Source organism: Nocardia sp. TBRC8007, assembly GCF_056629435.1.
The window spans coordinates 1-22,919 of sequence record NZ_JBWSOR010000012.1; the positions used below are offsets into that span (position 1 = coordinate 1).

General features: G+C 63.3%; 24 protein-coding genes and 1 pseudogene. 20 read left to right on the top strand and 5 right to left on the bottom strand.

Annotation, left to right across the window (positions count from 1 at the left end; all coding sequences use genetic code 11):
- Positions 1 to 49 precede the first annotated feature (49 nt).
- From ACX4ZE_RS12350 to ACX4ZE_RS12370, 5 genes and pseudogenes are all read right to left on the bottom strand, one after another.
- Positions 50 to 454 (bottom strand): transposase, encoded by a 405-nt coding sequence (locus ACX4ZE_RS12350; RefSeq protein WP_480273527.1) that lies wholly within the window; start codon positions 452 to 454, stop codon positions 50 to 52.
- Positions 426 to 551: pseudogene (locus ACX4ZE_RS12355) on the bottom strand (hypothetical protein); the annotation flags it as partial. The pseudogene ACX4ZE_RS12355 and the gene ACX4ZE_RS12350, both read right to left, overlap by 29 nt.
- Positions 493 to 1,095 (bottom strand): helix-turn-helix domain-containing protein, encoded by a 603-nt coding sequence (locus ACX4ZE_RS12360; protein WP_480273528.1) that lies wholly within the window; start codon positions 1,093 to 1,095, stop codon positions 493 to 495. The pseudogene ACX4ZE_RS12355 and the gene ACX4ZE_RS12360, both read right to left, overlap by 59 nt.
- Before the next feature lie 584 nt (positions 1,096 to 1,679).
- Positions 1,680 to 2,453, bottom strand: coding sequence for an integrase catalytic domain-containing protein (locus ACX4ZE_RS12365; RefSeq protein WP_480273529.1), 774 nt, complete (start codon positions 2,451 to 2,453; stop codon positions 1,680 to 1,682).
- A 35-nt stretch (positions 2,454 to 2,488) separates the two neighbouring features.
- Positions 2,489 to 2,986, bottom strand: a complete 498-nt coding sequence (locus tag ACX4ZE_RS12370) for a hypothetical protein (RefSeq protein ID WP_480273530.1) — start codon at positions 2,984 to 2,986, stop codon at positions 2,489 to 2,491.
- A gap of 690 nt (positions 2,987 to 3,676) precedes the next feature.
- Here ACX4ZE_RS12370 and ACX4ZE_RS12375 point away from each other — a divergent pair.
- The 20 genes from ACX4ZE_RS12375 to ACX4ZE_RS12470 all read left to right on the top strand — a co-directional run bounded on the left by ACX4ZE_RS12375 (position 3,677) and on the right by ACX4ZE_RS12470 (position 22,669).
- Entirely contained in the window at positions 3,677 to 4,288 is a 612-nt protein-coding gene (locus ACX4ZE_RS12375) for a hypothetical protein (RefSeq protein WP_480273531.1), read from the top strand.
- A gap of 21 nt (positions 4,289 to 4,309) precedes the next feature.
- On the top strand, positions 4,310 to 4,747 hold the full coding sequence (locus ACX4ZE_RS12380) for a hypothetical protein (protein WP_480273532.1): 438 nt from the start codon (positions 4,310 to 4,312) through the stop codon (positions 4,745 to 4,747).
- A 142-nt stretch (positions 4,748 to 4,889) separates the two neighbouring features.
- A complete protein-coding gene (locus tag ACX4ZE_RS12385) occupies positions 4,890 to 5,474 on the top strand; it encodes a phage tail tube protein (protein ID WP_480273533.1) in 585 nt (194 codons plus the stop codon).
- A gap of 116 nt (positions 5,475 to 5,590) precedes the next feature.
- A complete protein-coding gene (locus tag ACX4ZE_RS12390; RefSeq protein ID WP_480273534.1) occupies positions 5,591 to 5,881 on the top strand; it encodes a hypothetical protein in 291 nt (96 codons plus the stop codon).
- A gap of 68 nt (positions 5,882 to 5,949) precedes the next feature.
- On the top strand, positions 5,950 to 6,258 hold the full coding sequence (locus ACX4ZE_RS12395) for a DUF5361 domain-containing protein (RefSeq protein ID WP_480273535.1): 309 nt from the start codon (positions 5,950 to 5,952) through the stop codon (positions 6,256 to 6,258).
- Positions 6,259 to 6,341: 83 nt separating this feature from the next.
- Entirely contained in the window at positions 6,342 to 9,002 is a 2,661-nt protein-coding gene (locus tag ACX4ZE_RS12400) for a hypothetical protein (RefSeq protein WP_480273536.1), read from the top strand.
- Positions 8,999 to 9,889 (top strand): phage tail protein, encoded by an 891-nt coding sequence (locus tag ACX4ZE_RS12405; protein WP_480273537.1) that lies wholly within the window; start codon positions 8,999 to 9,001, stop codon positions 9,887 to 9,889. The genes ACX4ZE_RS12400 and ACX4ZE_RS12405 overlap by 4 nt, the downstream gene beginning before the upstream one ends.
- Positions 9,889 to 11,508 carry a Gp37-like protein gene (locus ACX4ZE_RS12410; RefSeq protein WP_480273538.1) on the top strand — a complete coding sequence of 540 codons (1,620 nt, stop codon included), beginning with the start codon at positions 9,889 to 9,891 and terminating at the stop codon, positions 11,506 to 11,508. The genes ACX4ZE_RS12405 and ACX4ZE_RS12410 overlap by 1 nt, the downstream gene beginning before the upstream one ends.
- Positions 11,509 to 11,530: 22 nt before the next feature.
- Positions 11,531 to 12,565 carry a hypothetical protein gene (locus tag ACX4ZE_RS12415; RefSeq protein WP_480273539.1) on the top strand — a complete coding sequence of 345 codons (1,035 nt, stop codon included), beginning with the start codon at positions 11,531 to 11,533 and terminating at the stop codon, positions 12,563 to 12,565.
- 10 nt (positions 12,566 to 12,575) lie between these two features.
- Positions 12,576 to 13,649, top strand: coding sequence for a hypothetical protein (locus ACX4ZE_RS12420; RefSeq protein WP_480273540.1), 1,074 nt, complete (start codon positions 12,576 to 12,578; stop codon positions 13,647 to 13,649).
- 13 nt (positions 13,650 to 13,662) lie between these two features.
- Positions 13,663 to 14,688: a hypothetical protein gene (locus ACX4ZE_RS12425; protein ID WP_480273541.1), complete on the top strand. Its 1,026-nt coding sequence runs from the start codon at positions 13,663 to 13,665 to the stop codon at positions 14,686 to 14,688.
- Between the two features lie 100 nt (positions 14,689 to 14,788).
- Positions 14,789 to 16,084 (top strand): hypothetical protein, encoded by a 1,296-nt coding sequence (locus tag ACX4ZE_RS12430; protein WP_480273542.1) that lies wholly within the window; start codon positions 14,789 to 14,791, stop codon positions 16,082 to 16,084.
- An 11-nt stretch (positions 16,085 to 16,095) separates the two neighbouring features.
- Positions 16,096 to 16,518: a hypothetical protein gene (locus tag ACX4ZE_RS12435; protein ID WP_480273543.1), complete on the top strand. Its 423-nt coding sequence runs from the start codon at positions 16,096 to 16,098 to the stop codon at positions 16,516 to 16,518.
- 373 nt (positions 16,519 to 16,891) lie between these two features.
- Positions 16,892 to 17,326 carry a hypothetical protein gene (locus tag ACX4ZE_RS12440; RefSeq protein ID WP_480273544.1) on the top strand — a complete coding sequence of 145 codons (435 nt, stop codon included), beginning with the start codon at positions 16,892 to 16,894 and terminating at the stop codon, positions 17,324 to 17,326.
- A 59-nt stretch (positions 17,327 to 17,385) separates the two neighbouring features.
- A complete protein-coding gene (locus ACX4ZE_RS12445; RefSeq protein ID WP_480273545.1) occupies positions 17,386 to 18,159 on the top strand; it encodes an N-acetylmuramoyl-L-alanine amidase in 774 nt (257 codons plus the stop codon).
- Positions 18,156 to 18,368: a hypothetical protein gene (locus tag ACX4ZE_RS12450; RefSeq protein WP_480273546.1), complete on the top strand. Its 213-nt coding sequence runs from the start codon at positions 18,156 to 18,158 to the stop codon at positions 18,366 to 18,368. Before ACX4ZE_RS12445 ends, ACX4ZE_RS12450 begins: the two co-directional genes overlap by 4 nt.
- Position 18,369: 1 nt before the next feature.
- A complete protein-coding gene (locus tag ACX4ZE_RS12455; protein ID WP_480273547.1) occupies positions 18,370 to 18,666 on the top strand; it encodes a hypothetical protein in 297 nt (98 codons plus the stop codon).
- A gap of 1 nt (position 18,667) precedes the next feature.
- Positions 18,668 to 18,976: a hypothetical protein gene (locus tag ACX4ZE_RS12460; protein WP_480273548.1), complete on the top strand. Its 309-nt coding sequence runs from the start codon at positions 18,668 to 18,670 to the stop codon at positions 18,974 to 18,976.
- A gap of 176 nt (positions 18,977 to 19,152) precedes the next feature.
- Complete coding sequence (locus ACX4ZE_RS12465) at positions 19,153 to 22,350, top strand: toxin glutamine deamidase domain-containing protein (RefSeq protein ID WP_480273549.1); 3,198 nt, start codon at positions 19,153 to 19,155, stop codon at positions 22,348 to 22,350.
- Position 22,351: 1 nt separating this feature from the next.
- On the top strand, positions 22,352 to 22,669 hold the full coding sequence (locus ACX4ZE_RS12470; protein WP_480273550.1) for a YrhB domain-containing protein: 318 nt from the start codon (positions 22,352 to 22,354) through the stop codon (positions 22,667 to 22,669).
- Positions 22,670 to 22,919 lie beyond the last annotated feature (250 nt).

Genomic DNA, 22,919 nt, shown 5'->3' on the forward strand with positions numbered 1-22,919 from the left:
GGATGAGGACGGCGAAGTCAATATTTTTGATATGCATATTGACCAGGAACTAAATGGTTGAAGCGTAGATGGTGTGTGGGGTTTGGAAGTAGCCGCGGGCATGGTCGGGGAGTTTCTGGATGCGCCGGAAGAACGACCGAACCGCCAGTTCCATCTGCTCTGGGTTGAGGATGTTCTCCTCGGCCAGGACATGTTTGAGGTCGTCGTTGACCAGTTCGTCGGGGTTGAGGTGTGGGGCGTATGCCGGGAGGTAGTGCAGTTCGATCCGGTCGCGGTGGGCGTGCGTCCACACCGTGGTCGCCTTGGCGCGGTGGACCGGGTGCCGGTCTGTGACCAGGTGGATCTTGGTGTCGTAGCCGCTGATCAGACGGTTGCAGAAGGTGCCGAACCCGGCAGTGTCGAACCCGGCAGTGTCGAACCCCGCCGGCGAAGACGGTGTAACGCACCTCGCCACGCGCGCAGATCGCCGACATCGCGTGGAGAGAGAATCGTTTACCCGTCCGTGCCATGGTCGGGGTGCGCCCGACCCGCCCCCAGGTACGTCCGGACAGATGATCCGACCGTACCCCGACCTGGTCGGCGAACAGGATCACCGCGCCCTCGGCCTCGGCGCGTTTCACCAGCGCCGGATAGGTGACCTGGACCCACTCCGCCAACGCTTCCGGCGTCCGCCTCGATCGCGCGACGATCCGGACGCTGGAACGACAAGCCCATACGCGCCAACAACTTTCCCATCCCACGCTCGGTATAGGACACCCCGAACAGTCGCCGCGCGAGTTCACCGACCTTGCGGCGCGTCCACAACTTCCCGCCCAGATCCAACTGATCAGGGGCGAACTCCACAACCGCCTCCACCAACGCCATCTCCTGATCCGGTGTCAGTTTCCGCGGCACACTCGCCTTACACCCCGGCCGTCGCGACTCCAAACCAGCCACACCACCGAACGCGTAACGGGCCTTCCCATTGCGGATCGAGTTCTCCGACACCCCGAACACCCGCACCGCCTCCGCTGCCGACATCTCCTCACCCACCGCAGTCACCACCCGCATCCGCACCGCCTCCTGCTGACCCGGCGAAAGCCTGCGCGTATCCACCCTCAGGTCAGCACCTACCCCGCAGGTCTACACGAACACCATCCACATCCACAAACATTCAGTTCCGGGTCAATAGGTCTGTTCGATCCAGGTGGTGATCGTGATGCGTAGTTCTTCATGGGACAGGGTTCGGTTGATGCGCTTGTCGCGACGGTGCTCTGGCGGGTGACGGGATCGGGGATTTCCTGGTCCTGGCCGCGGCGATCCGCACGTTGGTTCCGGACGTGATGAGCCTTGCCGGACATCGGCTCCGGATCTGTCCGCCTGTTCCAGGTAGGGCAGGTGGTGAGTGTCGTCGACCAGAGCGCCCATCGACCGGAACAATCCCAGCGTCCACGAATGTTCTCCCGCCAGAGCAGGTTCGGTCGGTTGCCTGATCGCTACCGTCGACTGTGTTCTCCGTGCCGGACGTGCCGCGTCGGCACCCTGGAAGCATCGTATGCCCGAGCCTTTGGCGCGGCAGCGTCGGCTTCGTGGGTACGCATCGCGGCGGTACTGCCCACAGGCCTCGAGGGATCAGTGGAAAAATCCATATCTACCTGCGTTTTTCCGCTGATTTTGATTCAGGTGCGTATTGCCTCATGTCAAGATGCGCGCGTAGCCGGGGTCGTTGCTTCACTTGCGGATGCGCGCTTGTTTCCCGGTGTGGTGGTAGGGGTCGAGCGGCCGGTCGCCTTGGCGAGGACCAGCGCCAGGAGTTGACTGTTCAGGTCCTGGATCTCCCGCTGCACGGCCGTCGGGTTGATCTGGACGTAGGTCTGAGCGAGTGTCTTCTTGACCGTTTTGTCGATCTTGTCGTGCCGGTCGGCCTGCTGGTGCGGGGTGGTCGCGGTGTCGTATTTCTTGGTGACTTTCGCGCCGTCGCGGTCCTTGCTGATGAGCTTCTGCTGCGGGTAGAAGTAGTTGGTCAGCTTCGATTGCAAGACCCAGATCTTGTTGAGCAGCAACAGTTCCGCCTGCGTGTCGTAGCGGTGGTAGCCGACGATCGTCCGCACGACAGCCCAGTTCTTCTGTTCGACATGGGCTCCGTCGTTGCTGTTGCCGGGCCGCGACCGGGTGAAGGTGATCTCGCGTTGCGCGCACCAGGCCAGCAGGTGATGATTGATGAACTCGCCGCCGTTGTCGCTGTCCGCGCCGAGAACTTCGAATGGCATTGCGGCGCTGATCTCTTCGAGTGCGGCCACAACCCACCTGCGGGCCTTGTTCGGCACGCTGCGATTCTCGGTCCAGCCTGTGGCGATATCGGTCACCGTCAGCGTGTAGGCGTGATCACCGATCGCGTTACCGCCCTCGTGGCCGACCAGATCGATCTCGACGAAACCCGGCTGCGTGTCGTCCCACCCGGCCCACGTGCGCACCGGGATCTGCGATTTGAGCAGCGACCCCGGCTTGGTCAGCGACCGCCCCTCAGGCGATGCTTCGCGCGTTCACCCGCCAGGCGGCGGTCGATCGTGGCCGCCGACATACCGGCCAGCAACACCGCGTCGTCATCAGTGATGTCGAGCTCACCGAAACGGCGCAGCGTGACCACCAGCTGCGGCAACATCGGCGCCAGCCGCTTCCCCGCGGGCATGCCCAACACCGCCCAACAGAACACCAGGCCCGCAACGACATTCGCACCGTACTTCGGTGGTCGCGGCGCCCGGGCCCGCACAACCCGGGGCCGCAGCGCGTCGGACAGGGCCTTGCGGGCATGGTTGCGGCGCCAACCGGTGGTGGCACACAACTCATCCAATATCCGACCCTTGTCCGATTTGGTAGCCCGCGCGTAACGAGCCGCGATCACCTTCGTCACAGCCTTGCGTTGACCCAACGTCAGCCCCATCATCCAGGACCTAACCCGACCAGCAACAACAGCCGAGGAAAGCACACCGCACGCGCGCACAATCATCTGAGGCAACGATGGTTGCTATGCGCGCATTTTTGATGAGTCAACGCGCGGTGTTGACAACTGGGTCGTCCTTAAGCCAAGATATTCGCAGCGCCAGAGCTGCGCCCAGATCCCGAAAATCCGGGAACACTCCTCACCCCAATAGCTTTCAACAAAGGCTCCGACCACACCCGGCGGGGCCTTTGTCATTCCCACACCAGGCCATCGGAAACCCTGGCCCCACACGTGGCACGCCCCCGAAAACCCGTCGACAACAACGACATGCGGGCAGAGCCTGCCACCACACCACGCCCTGATCCCGCGCCGGTCTCCCGCTACCCCTCACACTCGCGGTCGCAGACCGAGCCGGCGCATCGGGGCGTCCCACCCCGCCCCCGGTCACCAGCACCGGGGGCGGGGCCCCTACCGGTACGGAAACGAGTGCTGGAAAAACTGCCGCGGTCAGCAACTCCTGGCGCCGACCGCTCACCACGTCCACCCGAATCACGCACACCCGACAGGAGGTGAATCCATGGGCACCATCGTCCTCGCCCTGCTCGAACTCGTCATCGAGATCGCGCCGGTGCTCTTCCCGCTTCTCGGCCTCTGACCTCGCCGATACGGCATCCACACCGCAGCGTGCGGATGGCCGAACGGATGCATGGCATCCGGAGTCCGCTCGAACTTCTCCAAGGGTGGTGACCACAAGCCTTGTCCGACAAGGAAATCATCGAATCCGTCCGGTTCGCCAACCATCAGCCCGCACAGAATTATGTGCAGACCGATGGCGGGCAGCTGGTAACGCCGGAGTTCCTGGCATTCATTCAGCAGGCATTGAGCGGCAAGCTCGCCGACAACGCCGAAACCCAAGAACTGGACCCACAGGTCAAGGCACTGGCCGAGGAGCTGTCGGTGATTCATCTGCCTGCCTGGCAGAGCAAGACCTCGCCGCGGACCGCTGAGGCGACGGTAACCGGTATCAAACAGGCGACGCGAGTAGCGGAATACCTCGTCAAGCGCGGTGTTCGCGTGCAACCCGAGTTGGAGGAGATCCGCTGGGTGGCTACTCCCGGCGGTCCGCCCGGCGCGTTCGACACCGGCATCCACATCACCAAGGACGCCGATGGTGCGTGGCCCGCGCCGGATCCGGAATCGTTCTACGACTTCGACGATATCGAGGTCACGCAGACCGATGAGGGCGCTTGGTGCGCCGTGCATCCCCGCGGCCTTTCCTTCGAGGCCGTGACCAAGACCGAAGCCTATGCGGGTGTGGTCGATCAGCTGCGTCAGCGGATCGAGCAGGCTCGCGGGCAGCAGCAATAGCTCACGAAAGGCGGTGGCGCGGTGCCTGAACGAATCGTGTTCCCCGACATCGAGAAGACACTGGTCGATTACCTCACCGCGCAACTCGCGGCGGCCTCCGACACCGCGAAAGTGGTTACTCGCGTGCCGGATCCGCGTCCGGCTCGAATGGTCCGGGTGGTCCGCAATGATCGCAAGCAGCGATTGGATCACGAGGACGGATACGGCAGGCGTGGCGCGAACCTGATTCTGGACCGCTCGCGAGTGGTGTTCGAATGCACCGACGACTCCGGCACCGCTGCCGGTTTGGCCGGGCTGGTCCGGGCGATCCTGGCCGGTGCGTCCCCCGGTTATCTGGGGGCGGTGTGGTGCGACGCCATCGATGATGTCGGCGTCGAGAACGACACCGACCCGGCGACCGCCGCCCCACGGCAGGTGATCACCGCCGATCTGTTCGTTCGCGGCTCGATCCTCACCTGAATCCGCGCGGTACAACCCTGCTGGGTTGCGCGATTCCTCCAACGTGCGGGGCGCTGTCCCCGCCCGGCTCCCGCATAGGAGCCGAACCGAATAACCGAATCCCGATGGGCCTGCGCAACGATCCCAAAGGGAGAAAACGAAAATGGCTCAGCCTTCTAGCAAGTACATCGGTGCAGGCACCCCGATCTCGGTTACCGGCGGTGTGCTGGCCGCCCCGCTGGGCACCACGCTGCCCACCAGCAGCTCGGACAGTCCGAACGCCGCGTTCAAGCCCCTCGGTTACGTCTCCGAAGACGGTATCGAGTCCAAGGGCGAGCGTCGGGTCGAGATGATCAAGGACTGGAACGCCGACGTCATCGCGAACCTGCAGACCGAGCACTCGGTCCGTTTCGGTCTCACCCTGTACGCGGTATGGGACGAGGATGTCCTCAAGGAGATCTTCGGCGCGGGCAATGTCACCCCGACCGCGGCCACGGCCAGCACCGGCAAATTGTACAAGATCATCGAGAACGGTGCGGTATTGCCGTCCCGCTCGTGGATCTTCGACATGAAGAACGAGAGCAAGAAGCTGCGGATCGTGCTGCCGAACGCCAAGATCTCGCAGGTGCAGGAGCGGCGGTTCGTCTCGCGAGAGCTGGCAGGCTTCACCATCACCGTTGAAGCGTTCAAGGACGACACCGGTGTGAAGGCCTACCGCTACCTCGACGACGGCATTAAAACCGCCTGATAAGCCCCCAGCGGCGGCGGGATTCACCCTATGCGCAGGCCCGCCCGCCGCCGCTGGGCCCTTTACCCAGAAATTGCCTGCGCACCACTACACGTAACGAAAGGGTCTGTGCGCCAATGACTTCTCCGAAAGCCCCGATCACGCTCAACCGTCCGGTCCAGGTGAAGGACGACTTCATTCATCGGGTCGATGGCACCGAACTCCGGTTGCCCTCCTTGTCGTACCTCAAGCCTGGCCTGATCCGTCGCATCCGCCGCCTCGGCGATGTCGATGCGATGTACACCCTGCTGGAGCTGACGCTCTCGGCCGAAGCGCTCGCCGTGCTGGACGATATGGACCCGGACGCTTACCACGAACTGCTGGATGCCTGGCGCACCCACTCGGGGGTCAACCTGGGGGAATCCTGAGCCTCGATGCTCTGCTCGAAGAGCATTCCGAGGCGATCGAATACGACCTGATCACCCTCGGCCTGCGGTTGCGTCACCTGGGCAGCGAACTGCTCGGCTGGCGCGACCTGAAGGCTGTTATCAAATGGCTGCCCGTCGATTCCGCGTTGCAGCGGTCGATGAACCCAGACAATCACCGCTGGCAGCTCAACAATTGGCTGCTTGCCGATATGACTGATTCACTGCGCTGGCTCGTGTGGTCCAAAACCGAAGACGGGAGCCGTGGCCGGAACCGGCCCGAACCGGTGCAGCGGCCCGGCATGAAATCCGACCGCGAGCGCGTCGGCACGGCTGTCGGCATCGATCAGATGAACGACTTCCTCGACTGGGATCGGTAGCTGCCTGCGGCTGCGCTCGTAGCCGCAGGCAGCGGCGATCTGCGGAAGCGGCCGAGAAAGTAGATGTGAATGTGGAGAAAACGATGAGCTCCAATGTGCGGATTCCGCCGGACTCCAGGCGCCCTTCGGCGACTGATATTAATACTTCTCGGCCCGAGCGGTCGCGCCCGTCGTTGATGTCGATGCCCGACATTCTGGCGATGGCGACCAACGGCCACCCCGCGCCGGGCAGGAAGATGACCCTGCCCAGCGGAGCCGTGTGGGAGGGCGGCACGACCAGCGGAACGTCGATTATCACCACGCCCGGTGACGATGCGACCGCGCTTGCCGCGGAGGTGGCGGCGAACGAGATCACCGGCGGTGCAAGCCGGATCGACTCGCTCGCCCGCACCTTCCACGAGATCCTCAGCGCGGTGCCGACGTTCGTCGCGAGCTGGATTGGCGGTGCGGCTGCCAGCAACGCGGATCGGGCGAAAACGGGCACCAGTACCCGGCTTGTCAAGGTCTCTTCCCGCACCACCATCACCAATCCCGCCGGGAGTCCGATCGACCAGGGTGCGAATGAAGTTGTCGAGCAGCTGCCCGACGATTCCGCCGTGACGGGTGAATCGAGCATCGCCGACCGGACTCCGATCCGCCGCGCGGCCGGCGGCATGGTGTTCGGGCCAGGCGGGTCGCGCGACGACGTGATCCCCGCGTGGTTGTCCAATGGCGAGTATGTGGTCAATGCCGCGGCCACGTCGAATACGCTGCCCTTACTGGAGGCGATCAATGCGGGATGGGTGCCTTCGCCTGCCTATCTGGCGGGGATGCTGCCCGGATTCGCGCACGGTGGCCTGGTCGGCGATGCCGCCTCGGCCGAGCGTTGGCGCGACGTGCTCGCAGATAACCTGCATGCGCCGAGCAAACCGGCTGCTGCGGGGTTCCGCCCGCAGGATTTCGGCCTGTTCGGTTGGTCCGCTGATGCTCTGGGCACGCTAGGGAACTTCGCCGCTGATGCCGGTGGCGCGGCGGGCGCCGCGGTCGGCTCGGCAATCGCCCCGCTTTTCGCGCCGAACGGTCTGCTCGGCACCTTGTTCGGCGGTGCTTCCGCCGCATCGACCGAGCCGACGATGGCGATTCAGCGCCGGATACCGGAGGTCGGCGGGGCGCCGGACCCGTTGACCGCCTCTCTGCACATCGAACCGAAGGGGATCCCGCAAGGACATGCAGGCCCTGGGGCGTTCACGACCCCGCTGGGCACGCTCTCCGATCTCCCCGCCGCCACACAGAGCGCAGGGCTTACCCAGATGGGTGCACTGGCTGATGCTTTCGGCCGCGGCCTGGAGGGCGCTGCTATGGCGGCCGGTAGCCGAGTCGGCGCCGCTCTCGGCGCGGCGATTGGCCCGGCTCTCGGCCCTGCGGGCGCGCTGGCCCCGGAAATCGGCGCCGAGCTGGGCAGTCTGATCGGCTCCCGATTCGGCGGGAGCCTGCGCGCATCGATGACCGTATCGGGTCAGACTGGTCCGAATCCGGCGACCATGGGCAACGGTGGGACAGCCGCTACCGACCAGGTCCCCGGTGTGGGGCTGGGCGGCAATCCGGCTGAGGAGAGTTTCGCACCGGGCCAGGTAGGCGGCCTCGGCGGTGTCGGAGGTGGCGGAGGCGGCAGCCCGTGGTCAGCCTCCTCGGGAGGCGCGGACGGCGGTGCCGGTGGTGGGAGCTGGCAGTACGTGCCGAGTGGCACGGCAGGTGTCACCGGCGGTCCGTACTGGGATTACACTCCTTCCGGCGAAGGACCCATCAATCGGTATCCGGCGGATCCGAACGGCCCGCTTGTCGTGCCGGATGTCCGTGGCGGCCTTTCTGTGCAGGGCATTGTCGATGATCTGCGCCAACAGCCGAAACTGTCCATCGGGGGCACCGACGAGGCAGCTGTACCGGATACCGAGACACCGGCCATCGCTGTTCCCGCTGTCGATGGTCTGGAGGTGAAGACACCTGAAAACCCGGTCAAGTATTACAACCCGTTCGAAGGAAACTTCACCGACCTGTCCAAGTTAGCGGGGCAGGAGGTCGGCGCGGACTTCGGCAGCACGGTCGATGCCATGCTCGGCGGAGACCAAAGCCTGTTCGGTGGGAAAGACGGCGCATTCGGCAAACTGGGCGCCAGATTGGGTGGCGCGATCGGCACGGCGTACGAAGACGCCGACCCGGACAATGCATGGCTGCACACCATCGGCGCGCTGGTCGGCGGTGCTACTGGCATCGAGTGGACGCCGGCGAATTGGCAGCAGCCGCCGGAACCGACCTTCGAACAGCAGCTCGGCATGGTGGCCCTGCAGAGCGGTATCAATGGTCTGCAGCAGGGTGGCCTGGTCGGCGGTGTCACCGGCGCTGTTCGCGGTGTCGGGACGGCACTGGGGAGCGTGGCCGGTCGGACCCTTGGCACCCTGGCGGCTCCGTTCCTCGGTCCGGCGGGGGCGGTGGCCCCCTTTATCGGAGAGATGATCGGCTCTGTGGTCGCCTCGACCGCCGCTGATTTCATCACCAAGCCGATCGAGCTGGCGGCCGGTGCGGTCAAAGAGGAGGTCGGCAGCGGCTTCGGCCTGGTCGATCTCGCCAAAGGCTCGGGCGGCCGGACCGCCCGCGGCGACATCTACAACTTCAACGGCATGGATCCCAAGAGCGCCGCCATCGCGGTGGAACGGGTCCGCCGACGCCGCACGGTGGCGCAACAACGCGGAGGAGGGCTCGGCAGATGACCCACCAGTTACTCGATATCCACGACACCAAGATCGTGGTCTGGGATGTGAACGGCCGGGTGTGGCACCTGTCCGGCGCGAACGCCGGACGGGAGGGGGTCCGGCTGTCCAACCAGCGGGGATTCATGTTCGCCCCGGTGCAGCTGCTGGTGTCCGAAGGTGCGCGTCAGGACGGCGCGACTTTCCTGCGGTCGGTGCGCGCCAAAAAGGAATGGGATTTCCTGGCGGTCATCACGCCGTCGGCGAAAAGCACCGGCACAGGCTCGATCCGAGACTTCTACGCGGTGCACGACGCCTGGTTCCGGGGCTGGTCCACCGACAAGCCCTGCACTCTCGGGTTCTTCACCCGGCATCAGGGGTGGCGGTTCCAGAAGGTGCAACTCGATACCGCGCCCGAACCGATCAGTGAGATGGATCCGGCCCGTAATGCCCTCGCGCTGTACCGGATGTCGGCCACGGCCATGGACCCGCTGCAGCAGCACTTCGAGGAGGCTTCGGTATGGACCAATAGTGCGGGACGTGGTGAGGGCACAGTGCGTGCCCGCAATGCCGCCGACCAGCCCGCCTGGCCGCGCTACACCATGAACGGGCCGGGGCGCTGGGCGATTCTGGACCCGACCGGTGGCGATGAACTGCGCCTTGTGCAGACGCCGCTGCTGGAGGCCAAACAGACGCTGCGTATCGACACCCATCCACGCCACCGCACCGCGCGACTGTATTCGGCTACTGGCTCCGGCCGGAACGTCTGGGGTCAATTGGCCGGTCGCCGCTGGCTCGCCTCGCTACCACCGTGGAGTTCCACCGATATCACCGTCCGGGTCGAGGGCGGCACTGTGCAGTCGAGCCTGATCGCGTCGGTCACGCCGCGGTCGTCGAGGCCGTTCTGATGAGCGCGCCGATGTGGGACCCGCAGGCCGAAGCGCTACGCATGGACCGAGCGGAACAAGACGAGCGCGACGAGTACCGCGATCCCGAAGTGCTGGTGCGCTATTGGAACAAGTTCATGCGCGAAGTGGGCGAGGAACACAGGTACCTCTCGCTCGAGTTCACCTACCCGCGCAATGCCGCGGGCGGGTTGAAGATGGTCTGCCCGCGCGACATGGTCCACTTCGACCACTTGTTCAACAATCCTGACGGCGAAGATGCGACCATCCCGATCACGGTGAACACCAAGGGATTCCGCTGGGACGGCTACATCACCAAGGCGGCCATCGTGCGCGACGAGCACGGCGTGGAGACCGTCGATATCGAGGCCATCCACTGCTGGAACCACATCGCCACGATCTGCTGCTGGGCCAGCCCCTTCGCGCCGATCCTGGCGCAGTTCCCTCGACATATGATCCAGTTCGGCCCGGTGCGCACCATCATCACCAACTATCTCACCGCGAACTTGATGCGGCTGCAGGCGCCCGGTTGGGCGCCGCCGGGCGCGGCGGGCAACCCGGACTGGGGCGGGGTCGGCAACACGCTGTTCCCGATCGCTGTGGTCCCGGTGGATCCGTTGACCGACACCAGCGGGTGGAGCGCAGCCTCGGCCCGGTTCGATATGGCCGACAAGTTGTTCGCGCCCATGCTGGAGGACTCGGGAGTGCTGCTCACCGCCCGGTTCTTCCTGCCCGGCGAGGACGAGCAACCCGCACCCAAGTGGTACTACTTGGACCGGCCGACGGTTGTGCTGGAGACGGAGGACAAGTCGGGCGTTACCGGCAATACCGGCAGTCTGCTCGACGGAATCCGTTCCTGGATCGAAGAGTTCAGTGACGACGGCACTACGCCCGTCCGCTACCCCAACTTCAACTCCACCACCGACTATGAGGCGGTATACGGCGAGCACGGCCCGCGCGGAACATTCAAGAACTTCCCGTGGGTGTGGTACTTCGAGGGCGAGTATTCCGGTATCGGACGCTCGGAGATCGCGCTGCACAAGCCCACCGCCACTGATGTCATTATCGGCGGCCGGTCGCCGGGCTGGGTGAACGCGGGTATCGAATTCGTGCTCAAGGGCCTGCTCTCGCTGGTCGGTCTGGGCTTCCTGTATCGCGGTCAGCTCAACGACGTTTTCCTGGCCTGGATGGTCTACCGGGACATGGAGCGTGTCGACCGGGCAGGCCCCTACGCCTTCCGCGAGTTGTATATCACCGGTAGCGACAAGGCATTCAACCTCGATGGTCTGGTCGCCGCCCGCCAAGGCATGCACTTGACTCGCGGTTACACCAGTAAACGGGTCACGGTCGAAGACGGCGCGCCCTACATCCTCGGCAGGGACTTCCACCTCGGCGACCAGATCGGGTTCGCGATCGACAACCACATCTTCACCGATTACGTGACCGAGCTGACCTTCACCGACGACCGCGCGACCGCCGCACACTGGCAGATCGTCGTCGGCGACGGTTCCGACGAAGAGGACTCGATCGTCAAAGCCTGGCAGCGGCTCGGCCGGGTGGCCTCCGCGGTCAAGGATTTGGCCACCGACGTCGGCGCCGACCTCGACCTGCTCATCTTCTGATCTCGTCCGTGAGGAGAAAACATTGGCCGACATCACTTTTCCGGCCCACATCACACTACGCCGTACACCGGACGGCACTGGTCTTCCCGTCCTCACCGCCGAGGTAGCGGTCACCGACGACGTCGCCGAACTGTCACTGCCGCCAGGCCCGCGGGGGCCGCAGGGGCGACCTGGGCAGCCTCGTACCACCTTCCGCAAAATGGGCGCGATTCCCAATGCGACCGGTCGACCGAGCGGACTAGGCCCGGCCGACCGCGGTAAATGGTGGCATCGGCTCGACGACAACGGCATGGATGTGTGGACCGGCGCCCAGTGGCAGCATTCGCCGCAGGCCGTCGGCCCGCAGGGGCCATTGGCTCCGGCCAATGCCATCACCGTTGCCGCGACCGAGCACAACGAGAAACTGACCACACCCGCTGTCGAGTTCACCGGCAGAGGTGCCGCGCAAAAGGTGAAGGTCACTGCACCGGCAGGCCCGCAGGGGCCGAAGGGGCCCGCGGGCACGTCCGCGCCGATCGCGTCGGCAAAGGATTACGACACCACGACCAATCCGACCCCCGGCTCGACCCTCGCGTATCACCGCGCCACCCAGAAGTTCCGGCCGACGCCGCCGCCGCTGGGCACCGGACCGTGGTCCTGGTATCAGGAGGATTTCAACGCCAGCAAGGAAGGCAATGCCAATGACACCCAGTTGATCGCGGGCACCTTCACCGTGCCTGCGCAATCGTTCGCCTGGCGGCCAGTGGTGCATGGGCATATGTCGGTATACGGCAGTTCGGGATCGGGAGTCGAGGCCACGGTCCGGCTCGGCAGCACGACCGGCGCCGTAGTCGCCGCGCTGCCCAAGTCTTCCGGCGGTTACCTGATGCTGCCGATACTTCCCTGGTACCGCGACGACCGCAACAGCAAGTCGCTCTCACCGGCCTCCGCCTTCGCCACTGTGCCCGCAGGGCGAGAAGCGACGCTGGTGGTAGTCGCGCAGCGCACCAGCTCCAGCGGGGTCATCGGCTACTCCCGGACGATGGCTTCGCTGGTAGTCCACGCCCAGCCCATCTGAATGAGGTGACATGTCCACCGTAGGTGAATACTTCGAAACCACGCTCGTGCGTGGCATCGACGAGAACGCGGGTGCGCTCGGGCTGGTCCAGTCCCTGCACGGCACGCCGCGCACAGGCGCACTCGAACTGATGACCGGTACGCCTGGTCCCGCAGGACCGCAGGGTGCGGTGGGAGCGGCTTTCCGCTGGGAGGGCGATATCGCCGACCAGGCAGCCTTGGCCGCGCTGGCGTCGAAACTGACCACCGCCCATGCGGGCAAGTCATGGCGAGTTCTTGCCACAGATACCCTGATGTACTGGAACGGAACGTCATTCGACACCTTCACCGACGCGTTCGGTGCGGCGGGCCCGGACGGCGCACCGTGCACGCTCAGCATCGGAACGGTCGACACCGGCCCGGTCGGTTCTGAGCTGCGGGTTACCGTGACCGGCACCCCGCCGAACCTGGTGCTGAATCTGACTGTGCCGCGCGGCGTCAAGGGCCGCAAGGGCGAGCCCGGCGGTCCGGGTCCGATCCGGCAGGCGCCCGACTATGCCGACGGCCCCCATGTCGACCGCGCCGTCCCGGTGTGGGACGAGGGAGCGAAGAAATGGAAGCCTGCGCCTCATCCCGGCCTGCGCGGTCCCTGGTCGATCCTGGGAACCCAGGCGTGGGACGGCGGCGCGGGTTTCGCCGCCTCGCAGAGCAATATCAACGGACCGCTCACTGTCGCGCAACTGAAAGTCCCGGCGCAGGACACCGACTGGCGCCCAGTTATCTCGGGCGGTGTCATCGCGGCGACCGCCGAAGGTGTCGGTAACTTCAATACCCGTGTCGATGCCGAGGTCCGGATCGGTTCCGCCACCGGGCAGATCGTCGCGCTCGGCAGCGGAATCCCTTTCGGAGCGCAAGGATACTGCTACTTCCAGCCCTATTACGCCACAAGAGGACTAGCTCCGGCCAGCGCGGTCGGAGTGATCTCGGCCGGTCAACAAACCACCTTGTTCGTGGTGCTGCGCCGCAACAAAGGTGGCTCCAAATTCAGCTATATCAGCTCCAATGCCCAGATCACCTGTTGGGCAAGGCCGGTTACGGCGCAGTGAGGCGAAGAAGGAAATGACCGATCAAAACAACATCGTCTACGACGACGACATCATGATCACCATGCGCGGCGTCTCCGATTCGATCGGGCTGCCGTATACGGTGAACCCACTCGAACTCATCGACCGTGAGGCCGTGATCGAGCTGCGCGAGGGGCGGACAGGGCCTGCGGGCGCGGAAGGCGACCCGGCGTGGCCGTGGCAGTGGCAAGGAGATATCGCCGATCCGGCCGCGCTGCAGGCATTGCGGCTGACTATCGCCGATGCCCGCAAGGCGTGGCGGGTGGTCTCGGAGAACGCCATCTACTTCTGGACCGGGCTCGAATTCATTGCCTTCGCCAAGGCATTCCGACGCACCGGAAAACCAGGCCCAGCCAATGTGCTGACCGGTGCTGCGGTCGCGGGTGCCGCCGGGTCCTCCGCCAGTGCCAGGTTCGTTGGTTCGAGTCCGGGGCAGCGCCTCGAAATCACTTTCCCTGCAGGCGTTATTGGTGATGCGGGCGATCCCGGTGGGGTCGGGCGTCTCCAGGACGCCGCCGACGTGTTGACCGATAGCAAACACCAGTTCGATCAGGACTTCATCCTCTCCTGGAGCACTGCGGCAGGCAAGTTCGTGCCGACGCCGAACCCGCGCTTGGGGGGACCGTGGGCCATCGGCGAAAGCCAGTTCAGCAGCGGCACGAACTTGAAAGTGCTCGCGGCGATCACCATTCCCGGTCAGTCCGCGGCATGGCGTCCGCGAGTCGTCGGATCGGTCGCCATCTCGTCGGACAGTAGTACACGCGTCGATGTGGAAGTCCGCGTCGGTGGGCCAGAAGGTGAGCTTGTCGGTTATGGTGTCGGTTACCGCCTGAGCAACTTTGGGTGGGTACCGATCGGTCCGGAATTCGGCTACCCGATGAAACCCGATTCGAAACTCGGTGTTGTGCAGCCCAATCGGACGATCACCCTATATGTGATCGCCAAACGTGTAATGGGCAATGGCACCTATACGGTCAATTCCACCAGTGCTCAGCTCATTGTCTCCGCTGAACGCGTCTGAGTTCGCGTCGACTCTCATTCATTCCGGCCGGTGCTTTCCCTCCGGTCGATCCGATTTCGCATGCCGAATCCGGCTGCGGCTGTTCGAAAGGCATTGATCCATGGCTGATCTGCCCCCGTTGAAGTACGGAAAAGTCGTCGGGCGATTCCTCGCCAATGTCATCGACGGCCCCGATCTCGGCGACCTGCCGGAATTCCCGCCGCTGATCGGCACGATCACCTTCACCGCCGACGCGCCGAAGGTACTGGTCGCAGGCGCCCAGCCGAATCCGGCGACCTACGTCCAGCTACCCAAACACTACGAATGCCAGCTCGACGAGTTCGGGTATCTCACCTGGCGCGGAAAGCGCGGCGTGCGGTTGGTCGCGCCCAGCGGCGCGACGAATCCGACCCAGTGGACCTGGCGGGTGTCGTTCGACCTGTCCTACGACGGCGACCCGGTTCCACTGGAGTCGTTCAGCTTCACCGTGCCCGAGTACGTTCCGGGTTCCGACAGCAGCAACCCCGATAATGGGGCGGCCGGGCTGGTCGATCTCACCCTCGTCTCGCCCGTGCCCGCTTCCCAGGGCAATGCCGTGGTCACCGGCCCGCGCGGTGCGGGTATCCAGATCGACGGCCAGGTCGCGGCGTACAACCAGCTGCCCACGGCCCCGAAGGAGGGCGCGCAGTACATCGTCAAGGCGGACGGGCTGCTGTATGTGTATCACCAGGCGGCAGGTGGTTGGACACCGAACGGGCAGGGCATCGCGATACGCGGGCCCGCGGGCGCCAGCGATTGGGCAGGCATCACCGGCAAACCCACAACCTTCCCGCCCATCATCGGCGCCACCTCGACTACCGCCGTCGCGGGTGACGATCCCCGATTGTCGAACGCGCGAACCCCAACCGCGCACACCCACACATCGAATCAGCTCACCGACTCCACCGCTATCGGTCGCTCGGTGCTGACCGCGAGCGACGCCGCCGCGGCCCGCACGGTCGTCAGCGCTGTCGCCGCCGACGACCCTCGACTGACCAACGCCCGCACTCCCACCTTGGTCGGGCAGATCTACGACATCGTATTCAAGTCGCACAACGGAACCCGCGCGGCGGGCGCGGGCAATGTGATGCCGGAGGGCTTGCGTATCGAACGCAAGATCGCGGTCAGTTCGGTCACCTACCGCGGCGAGTCCGCGGGCACCGGCAATCTTGTTGTCGAACTGCGGCAGAACGGGACTGCCATCGCGGGCTCGTCGGCAACTATCGCCGTCGCCAATCAGGCCGGCGATACGACAATCACCCCTGCCACGCCCTGGACGTTCAACTTCGGCGACCGGATCACCGTGCATATCACCACGGTGGATACCGGCGCGGGCAAAGGCTTGCAGGCCAGTATGAAAGGCAGCACCGTCGCATGACGCTCCTCGTAGTGGGCGGTGCGGAAGTGTTGAAGCCGATGGGCATGAACAAAAGCACTCCGGATCAGTCGGTTCCGGGGCAGGAAAGCCTGAGAAAGATCACCAAGTGGACTGTGCGTGACGGCTACCCTGACACCGTCATCAGCAGTGCGGACGAGTTGATCGCCAACGCATCCGGTGCGGTCATAGTGCGTTGGCATGCCGAGGTCTCGGGTACCGTGGGGTGGAATGAGAAAAGGAAATTCGAGCTGATGCACAATGACAGATCGGTGAGTGCATTCAGCAGTAATGATAAATTGGTAAGCCCGCCCGATGAGCCGCTCACTCTTGCGGCAGGTGACCGTTTGTGGATGCGTGTGACCGGATTGAAGTCCTTCTACGTCACGACCGTCAAAGCGGGCATTAACACCTATCTCGCCTTCGATCTCGCCTGACCACCGCACCGAGTCGCCGATTTCGGCAGCATCGTCCAGATCACAGCGACAAGAAAAGCGGCCCTCATGGTGGACTGGTGATCCAGCGTGGTCGGCGGATGTTCTTCGTGTCGGCCATCATGGTATGTGGGCTTACAGGCGCCAATGTTGGACAGATATCACGGAAATATCACGGAAAACTGGCAATCTTCCCGCTCATCATCGGTGCCACCTCGACCACCGCTGTAGTCGCCGACCAGGCTGGTGATGTGACGATCACTCCCGCCACGCCTTAGACGTTCAACCCCGGCGACCGGATCACCGTGCAGATCACCGCGGTAGACCCCGGTGCGGGCAAAGTCCTGCAGACCAGTATGAAAGGCAGCACCATCACATGGCATTCCTCGTAGTGAGCGGCACGGAAGTGTTGAAGCCGATGGGCATGAACAAAAGCACTCCGAACCAGACGGTTCCGAAGAATAGCAATCGGGTGAAGATCACCAAGTGGACTGTGCGTGACAGCTACCCTGACACCGCCATCAGCAGTGCGGACGAGTTGATCGCCAACGCATCCGGCGCGGTCATAGTGCGTTGGCATGCCAATGTCTCGGGAATCCTGGCGATCAATGAGAAAAGGAAATTCGAGCTGATGCGCAATCAGGATTTGAAGGAGTCGATCAGTAGCGTCAAAGCTTCGGTAGACCTGCCCGATGTATCGCTCACTCTGGCGGCGGGTGATCGTCTGTGGATGCGTGTGACTGGATCGTACTACTACGCCACGAGCGTCATAGCGGGTGTCGACACCTATCTCTCCTTCGATCTCGCCTAGCCACCGCACCGAGCGGTTGGCTTCGGCGGCATCGACCAGTGACAAGAAAGGCGGCCATCATGCCGTGGACCGGTGATCCGATATGGCTGGCGGATGTGCTTCGTGCCGAGGGTTTGTCGGTGGTGGAGTTTCCCGGCTGGCGCGACCGCGGCCACGGTGATTTCGGCGCCATCTGGGGCATCGTCGCCCACCACACCGGCAGCTCCCGCACCCCGCCACGCGAGATCGCCTACGGACTGCCCGCTTTGAAAGGCCCGCTATCGCAGCTGCATCTGGCTCAGGACGGCACCGTCACCGTGGTCGCGGCCGGTGTCGCCTGGCACGCGGGCGCGGGCCGCTGGCCCGGATTGCCGGAGGACGACGCCAATGTCCGCACCATCGGTATCGAAGCGGTCAATAACGGCACCGAAGGTTGGAGTCGCGCCCAGTACGACGCCTATGTCGCTTGCTGCGCGGCGATCTGCCGCCGCCTCGGGCATGGCGCCGAGCGGGTGATCGGGCACAAGGAATGGGCCGGCGCCAAGCAGGGCAAATGGGATCCCGGTGGCATGGACATGGACCAGTTCCGCGCTGATATCGCGGATCGTTTGAAAGGTGTTGCTTTGATGGCGCTTTCGGATCAAGAGCAGCGTGAGCTGTTGGACAAGGTGCGGCGAGTGCATTTGGAGTTGACCGGTGCTTTCCAGTCGCGGGTGACCGATTCGGAGTATTGCGACACCCTCACTGGGTACGTGTTGAATTCCGATGCCGCTGATTACCGCAATGAGCAGCGGTTGCGGGCGTTGGAGTTGAAGTTGGATCGGGTGCTGGCCGTCGTCGAGGAGGTGTCGTGATGCGGGTTACTCGTTTTCCCGAGCCGGCGTTGGTGCGTTCGGTGCTGGTCGCGGTGAGCGGTGTGCTGGCGTATCTGCTGGGTCGTCAGCTCGATACCTCCTGGATCGAACCGGTGTTGACTCTTTACGGCCTGCTGTCGCCGGTGGTGGCCGGGGCGTTGATTCGGCCGGTGGTTACTCCGGTCGACGGCCTGGAGGGTGGGGGTTGAGGTGGATATCTTATTGGATCCTGAGGTGGTTCAGGCGGTTGGGATGGCGTTGGCGTCGGTGATCGGTGTGGTTACCGCGTGGGAGGCGCGGGCGGTGTCGAAGTTGCGGCGGCGGGTGGAGTCGTTGGAGCGGCAGGCCGTCGATGACAAGAAGCGGTTTCGGGAGGCGATTGTGTTGATTCGTGCGTTGCGGCGGCATATCGATGAGTTGCGTGGTTTTCTGCGTGTTCATTTGCCTGGTCATCAGCCGCCTACGCCGGGGTATCGTATCCCGCCGTCGTTGCAGGAAGAGATCTGACATGACATGTATTTACCGGTTGCCGGTCGATGCTTCGGCGGTGTGGACCGATGTCTTGGTTCCCGCTGGTGGTCGTTTGGTGCACGCGCGTACGGAGTTCGGTCGTCTGATCACTTATTGGAGTCATGAGGGTGGTCCTGATGCTCCTGCGAGTGAGTCGCGTCGTTTGCGTACTGATTCGTTGCCGTTGGCTCCTGGTGCGGGGCCGGGGTTCATTCGTGGGGTGGCGGGGTTGCCTGGTGCGGTCGCGTTCGTGGTGGAGGACTGGTTGTTGTGGGTGTATCAGCAGCCCCCGGCCAATGATCCTTGATCGGGGGAGGTTTCCTCCGTCGCTGGTGGTGGCTGAATCTCGTTGGTAGTGCGAACTGAACAACTCGAAACCTGAAGCGGCCTGGATGTGTTCCGGGCCGCTTCCTCATTTTCCTGTCTTCCTCGGTGTGGGTTGTCGAGGTGGATCGGGTATCGATCAGTGAAGGTGTTGTGGTCGTGGCATACACCGGTTTTCTCGGTGCGCCTGCCGGTCGTGGTGAGCGTGATGAGTTCTTGGGTTGGGTAGCTCGTCGCGTTGCTCATCTGGATACGTTGACTCCCGCTGTCGACGATCTGGCCGAGCAGTCGGTCGGTGGTGGTGGGCGGGTGCACACCTTTCATGGGATGAATCCTGATTCGGCTGCTCGGATGGTCGGGCGTATCGATGTGCGTCGTGAGTTGGTGGCCGATGCCCGTGAATCCGTGACCACGACGACGTCGTTCGGTGATAACCCTGCGGTGGTGCCTGTGCGGCAACAGGTTCCGACCCCGCCATCTTCAGGGCCGAAGGTGCAGAACATCAGCGCGACGAACTCCTCGTTATCTGACAACCCGTTCGACGACCCAGGTGACCGTCTTCTATATGCGCTGCGGATGGCGGAGGTGCAACAGGCAGAGCAGGAGTTGCTCGGCATGTCGCCGGACGACCCGCGGTACAAGGAGATGGGGAAAAAGCTGCTGGATGCGTGGAGCGATCTGCAGAACCTCAGGGAGAAAGCGGAGGCGGCTGAGCAGGGTGATCGAGGGTCGTCTGTCGTTCCCCCGGAATCATCGGGTTCCTCGACTCCGGCGGATAAGTCGACTGGTGGTCCTGCATCGTCTGGACCCGCTTCCTCGGCATCTTCGGCCCCGTCTTCGGGTGACTCGGCGTCGTCGGATTCGGTGGGTGGTGAGTCGCAGGCGCCGCAGCGCGGTATCGCTGGCAGGAGTTTGCTGGATATGCCGGACACGACCGGTCGCGTTCCGGGGGATGTCTGGGAAGGGGTCATGCTCGATGGGCGGCGGGTGACCTACCGTATCCCGGAGGGCAATGGCGCTGACACGGTCGATTTGGAGATCGAAAACTCTAACGGCACGATCGATCGGTGGCGGATCGCTCGTAATGGGCGTGGTGGGTTGCAGCACTGGCATGACGATGCTGACGGGAATTCTTCCTATGCTGGTAAGGCGACCGCGGAGGGTGATTGGTATCTGCAGAGTTTCGCTGCGGGGAGGTCGACTTCCGGTGTGCCCAGTCACGAGTCCGCCGCGGATGCGGGGCTCGAGAATATTTACACGCCGTCCTACGACGCGGACGGAAACCGCGACGGGATCGATGTCGGTGTCCTCAACGACAAAGGCTTGTACGACAACCAGCACATCGATTTGTATAACAACACGACTTTCACCGAGACGGTCGGTGTCGCTGGTGGTGGGTACGGCAGTGTCGTGGTGGGGCAGGTCGACAATACCGGTCGCGGTTGGATGGTCGGCGCCGACGATGAACGGTGGGATGTGTTTCCCGACGAAAACGGGAAACGTGTGTACCGGCGTCTCGACCCGGATACCGGGGGATACAGCTTCGTCTACCAGCACGGCCCCGACCTCAGGGTGGAGACCCGCAACGCTTCCGGGCGGGTGGTGGATTCCCAGACGTTCGGTCCGGACGGGAAACTGTTGTCCACCCTCGAGCGTGTCGGTGGGTTGCTCATCGCGGGCAGGCGTGGAGAAGACGGCGAGTTCGTATACGACTTCGTCGACGAGAAGGCCGGCCGCTCCTCTGCCAGGGGGACACTCGAACACCTCCCCGACGGTGGCATGTTGTTGCGCTACCGCAATGGTGAGACGGTCGAGGTAGACGCCGACGGGAACCCGACCGATACCCGAGGCCTGTTGGAAAAAGCCCTGGATCTCGATCAGGCCATGCGCCGGGGGGCGACAGAAGCCGCGGTCGAGCTGGTCGAAGGCCTCGGGGCGTTGAGTGGTGTCAACGACAACATCAACCAGATCGGTGGACTTTTCGGCAGGCAGCCGAACCTGACAACCCGGGCCGCCGCCGCACTCGGTATGGGGCAGAGCGTTGTCGCGCTCATGGTCACCAGTTCCGAAGCCCAGCACAAAAACCGGGAAACGATTCTGCGTTTCCTCACCGGGAAGCAGGGGATCGGGGAATCGCTGGGTGATATCTGGGCCGACAGCAAGGCGTCGTTGAACGAGACTTCCAAACTCGTGATCGGCACCGACTGGAACAACTTCTCGAGCGATCCCGGAGGCACTCTCGGCAGGGCGGTGTTCGGCACCGCGACCCTTATCGCGCCGACCAAAGGGCTGGGGGCCGTGGGCGCTGGCGCCAAAAGCGCGGCCGGGGCCAGCCGAACCGGCCGGGTCGCCGCCGACGCCGGTGGCGCCAGCAGCCGCGCGACCGCGGCAGCGATCGATACCGCAAGGACCACCCCGTCAAAGGCTATAACTTCCGCTCTCAGTGCCTCAAGATCTGCCCGAACCCCAACCGAACGCCGCTCTACAACACCGGGACAAGCCAGCAAACCTGGGCGCAACGCCACACCGGCCGACGGTTCTGTACGACGAACCGGCCTAGGCGGCAAACCTGGCAGTGAATCACGGGCGAGCACCCTGAGGTCAAAACCACCAAGAAAGCCGACCGAAGAGCTCGCCCCCGGATCCGTGAGGGCTTCCGAATCAAATTCTCGGCGCATATGGAAAGGTCAAGGAGTCGAGACCAACACAGATGCAGTTATCGAGAGCCGTGTAACCCAAAGCAATACACATAAAATCGGCGATAGCAAAGTAGTAGAATTCGCCGAAGCGACCAAATATGCGTCGCGACAAAGTGTCAATTTCTATGCGGGCTTTGGTGCGCAGTCGATACGCGATCTCGCGAAGGAAGTTCCCGCGAAGTCTCCCAAGGGTGCACTCCGTGCAATACATGGAGATTCCGCGTCTCCAGATATCCTCAAGACGGTCTTTCGTCGAGAATACGGAGAAGTCCTCGACGTGAATGCAAGGAATTTTGCCAATGGCCGCCCTGGGTTCGACATAAACTGCACCCGATGTGTAATCGCAACAGATCACACGTTAGCCGGATCGCCTGCTTCAGCGATGGGCGTGTCTTCCCCCGGTGGCCTTACTACTGTCGCGAAGGCACTCGATGGGACTTGGCAGTGGATGTCTGGCTACAATGAAATTGTGCGGCGAATGACGAATTGGGGACCTGGATCTCGAGGTATTGTGCTCATGGATCGAGGATCAGGAACTGTAGGACATGTCATTAATGTAGTACATGATCGCAATGGTGTGGTGTTCATCGATGGACAGAGCGGCAGATTCGCATATCTTGAGGTGGTGTCCCGATTGGCCCTAATGAGGACGGCATAATATGGCAAAAATTCTGGACCAGAATTCGGCGCGCGTTAAAGCAGCGGAACTTCTTCATGACGTCCAAGTAGCTGCAGATGTACCCGTTTCCTTTTACAATGGAGAGTTCGGAGTTTCCGAAAATGAAGACCATGGTGATGTTTGGATTTTCAACTGGAATTCTGTGCAGTACATCAAGTCTGGAAACATCTTCGATCAAATAATAGCTGGACCAATTGTGGTTCCAAAGGACGGTAGTGATCCATTCTTTCTCGGAACCGCCCGGAAGATATCTGAAGAACTAGATAACTGGCGATATCTGCGCTCACGCGAGAATTGAACATTTTCGGGTAGTAGTCTTGGGGGGCGATTTCAGGTGGCGCACTCACCACCTGAAATCGCCAACCGTCTATTTTCCGAGTGTGAAACCTGACTCGGGCTACATTTCTGGCTTGACGGTGGGTGTGGGTTCGTGACGTGCTGTTCTTCGGTGTGTGAGGGTTGGGATTTGCGCACTAACCCTCGGTCCGTAAGAGCTCCTGGCTTGTTAGCGCTCAATAGCGTTTACTTAGCTTAGGGTGGTGGCGAGC

Excerpts from the sequence above, each read along its gene's own strand:
- ACX4ZE_RS12470 (WP_480273550.1), top strand. The coding sequence starts at position 22,352 with ATGGCAAAAATTCTGGACCAGAATTCGGCGCGCGTTAAAGCAGCGGAA.
- ACX4ZE_RS12370 (WP_480273530.1), bottom strand. The coding sequence starts at position 2,986 with ATGATTGTGCGCGCGTGCGGTGTGCTTTCCTCGGCTGTTGTTGCTGGT.
- ACX4ZE_RS12460 (WP_480273548.1), top strand. The coding sequence starts at position 18,668 with ATGACATGTATTTACCGGTTGCCGGTCGATGCTTCGGCGGTGTGGACC.
- ACX4ZE_RS12445 (WP_480273545.1), top strand. The coding sequence starts at position 17,386 with ATGCCGTGGACCGGTGATCCGATATGGCTGGCGGATGTGCTTCGTGCC.
- ACX4ZE_RS12410 (WP_480273538.1), top strand. The coding sequence starts at position 9,889 with ATGAGCGCGCCGATGTGGGACCCGCAGGCCGAAGCGCTACGCATGGAC.
- ACX4ZE_RS12430 (WP_480273542.1), top strand. The coding sequence starts at position 14,789 with ATGGCTGATCTGCCCCCGTTGAAGTACGGAAAAGTCGTCGGGCGATTC.
- ACX4ZE_RS12425 (WP_480273541.1), top strand. The coding sequence starts at position 13,663 with ATGACCGATCAAAACAACATCGTCTACGACGACGACATCATGATCACC.
- ACX4ZE_RS12400 (WP_480273536.1), top strand. The coding sequence starts at position 6,342 with ATGAGCTCCAATGTGCGGATTCCGCCGGACTCCAGGCGCCCTTCGGCG.
- ACX4ZE_RS12385 (WP_480273533.1), top strand. The coding sequence starts at position 4,890 with ATGGCTCAGCCTTCTAGCAAGTACATCGGTGCAGGCACCCCGATCTCG.
- ACX4ZE_RS12420 (WP_480273540.1), top strand. The coding sequence starts at position 12,576 with ATGTCCACCGTAGGTGAATACTTCGAAACCACGCTCGTGCGTGGCATC.
- ACX4ZE_RS12405 (WP_480273537.1), top strand. The coding sequence starts at position 8,999 with ATGACCCACCAGTTACTCGATATCCACGACACCAAGATCGTGGTCTGG.
- ACX4ZE_RS12390 (WP_480273534.1), top strand. The coding sequence starts at position 5,591 with ATGACTTCTCCGAAAGCCCCGATCACGCTCAACCGTCCGGTCCAGGTG.
- ACX4ZE_RS12440 (WP_480273544.1), top strand. The coding sequence starts at position 16,892 with ATGGCATTCCTCGTAGTGAGCGGCACGGAAGTGTTGAAGCCGATGGGC.